At 77.8% G+C, this 2102-nt stretch carries 3 protein-coding genes and 1 pseudogene; 1 reads left to right on the forward strand and 3 read right to left on the reverse strand.

Annotated elements, in window-relative coordinates:
- Positions 1-391: pseudogene (locus GTR00_RS19630) on the reverse strand (hypothetical protein); the annotation flags it as partial.
- A 25-nt stretch (positions 392-416) separates the two neighbouring features.
- Positions 417-1049 (reverse strand): chemotaxis protein CheB, encoded by a 633-nt coding sequence (locus GTR00_RS19635; RefSeq protein ID WP_166613234.1) that lies wholly within the window; start codon positions 1047-1049, stop codon positions 417-419.
- Positions 1050-1137: 88 nt separating this feature from the next.
- Between GTR00_RS19635 and GTR00_RS26075 the strand changes: the two genes are divergently transcribed.
- A complete protein-coding gene (locus GTR00_RS26075) occupies positions 1138-1860 on the forward strand; it encodes a Crp/Fnr family transcriptional regulator (protein WP_166613235.1) in 723 nt (240 codons plus the stop codon).
- Here GTR00_RS26075 and GTR00_RS19645 read toward each other — a convergent pair.
- The coding region (locus GTR00_RS19645; RefSeq protein ID WP_205706245.1) for a hypothetical protein at positions 1847-2102 on the reverse strand (256 nt) is incomplete at its 5' end. The genes GTR00_RS26075 and GTR00_RS19645 overlap by 14 nt on opposite strands.

Genomic DNA, 2102 nt, shown 5'->3' on the forward strand with positions numbered 1-2102 from the left:
GCTCCAGCACGCCCAGGCGGTCGGTGCCGTCCAGCAGCGGCACCCACAAGCGGCGGCGGGGCCCACCCCGCCCCGGCCCGCCGTCCGGGCCGGGGTGGGCGTCGGCGCCCACGACGCGCGCGGTGGTGAAGGCCCGCCCGGCCATGGAGCCCTCCAGGGGCTGCGCCTCGCGCCGCTCCGCGCCCGGCGCCGGGACGGGCACGAGCGAGGCGTGCTCGTAGTCGGCCAGCCACAGCTGCACGTCACCGGCGTCCAGCGCGCTGCGCAGCTCCTCGGCCACGACGTGCGCGACGTCGTGCGGGGCCGACAGGTGGGTGCGGCGCAGGATGCCGTCGAACAGCCGCGCGGCCGCGGCGGCGGCGTCGCCGGTCAGGTGCTCCTGCTCGCTCACCGCCCCATCATCGCGGTGCGGGGCCTCAGGCGTCGGCCAGGTCCGCCCACGGCTGCACCGGCCGGGCGAACAGCCCGGTCGCCCCCGGCGCCAGGGACAGCGCCACCAGCGCCGCCCCGAGCGCGCGCAGCGGCAGCACGAGGTCCGCGCAGCCCGTGGCGATCGCGGCGGTCGGCATGCCCGGCGCCCGCGCGCTGGCCGGGGACTGCACCAGCACCCAGCCGCCGGCGCGCTTGACGGCCCGCACGCCGCGGGCGCCGTCGTCCAGCCGCCCGGTGAGCACCACGGCGCAGGTGCGCGCGCCGTGGCGCTGCGCCAGCGCGCCCATCAGCTCGTCGGCCTGGTGCGGCACCGGCGCGCGCCCGCCGCGCTCCCCGGCGGACGCCGGGCGCGGGGGCAGCACGTGCACCCCCGGGCGCGCGAACGCCCCGTCCGCCAGCTCCTGCGCGTCTGCGGCGTGCACGGGCAGCGCGGTGCGCGCCCGCAGCAGGGCCGGCAGCAGGTCCGACTCCGGGGCGCGGTGCTGCACGACCGCCACCGGCACGGGGAAGCCGGCGGGCAGCGCGCCCAGCACGGCGGTCAGCGCCTCCAGGCCGCCGAAGGAGGCGGCCAGGACGACGGCGTCGAACGCCGGGCGCGGCGCCGCCTCGCTGAGCACGCCACCACAGTACGTCGCTGTGTCCGGTGCCTGACACGACTTGGGCCAGGACGGGCGTGCGGCGGGGCGGACGGGGTAGGGGGTGGACGTGGACGACGACACGGCGACGACGGACCGGGGACCGGCGCGCAACGCGGTCCTGAAGCAGCTCCCGCAGCAGGAGCTGGCCCGCGTCCTCGCGCGCTGCGAGGAGGTCCAGCTCGGGCTGAAGCACGTCGTCTACGACGAGGGCAAGGCCATCGAGCACGTCTACTTCCCCCTCACGGCGGTGTTCTCGCACGTCGCGCTCGTCGACGGGCAGGTCGCCGTCGAGGTCGGCACGATCGGGCCCGAGGGCTTCGTGGGCCTGCCGGCCTTCCTGGGCACCACCCGCAGCCCCAACGCCGTCTTCTCGCAGATCGAGGGTGCCAGCCTGCGCATGAGCGTGGAGGCGCTGCACGACGTGCTGCGCGGCGACGGCGCCCTGCACCGCGCGCTGTCCCGCTACACGCAGGCGATGCTCCTGCAGCTCGCGCAGAACGTGGCGTGCAACACCCAGCACACCGTCGAGGAGCGCGCCGCCCGCTGGCTGCTCATGACCGCCGACCGGGTGGGGTCGCTGACGTTCCCGATGACGCAGGAGTTCCTGGCGCAGATGCTCGGCGTGCGCCGGCCCACGGTGTCGCTGACCGCCGGCGTCCTGCAGACCGCCGGGCTGATCCGCTACGCGCGCGGCGTCATCACGGTCGTGGACCGCGAGGGGCTGCTCGACGCCTCGTGCGACTGCTACCTGCTGCTGCGCGAGGAGTTCGAGCGGCTCACGCAGCCGTGACCGCGGCGGCGGGGGCGCCGTCGCAGCGGTGCTCCTGCAGCTCCTCGTTGAGCGTGCGCACCTCCTGCAGCGTCGCCGCCAGCTCCTGCTCGGTCTCGGCCAGGGACGCGCGCAGCGCGAGCAGCTGCTCGGCCTGCACGGCGAGCTGCTCGTGCGCGGCGCGCAGCGCGGCCCGCAGCGCCGCCGCGTCCTGCGCGCCGGCCGCCGCAGGGGCCGCCGCCGCGCCGGCCGCCGCCGCGTCC

The sequence above is a fragment of the Kineococcus indalonis genome (genome assembly GCF_009906395.1).
In the GTDB taxonomy this organism is placed as follows: domain Bacteria; phylum Actinomycetota; class Actinomycetes; order Actinomycetales; family Kineococcaceae; genus Kineococcus; species Kineococcus indalonis.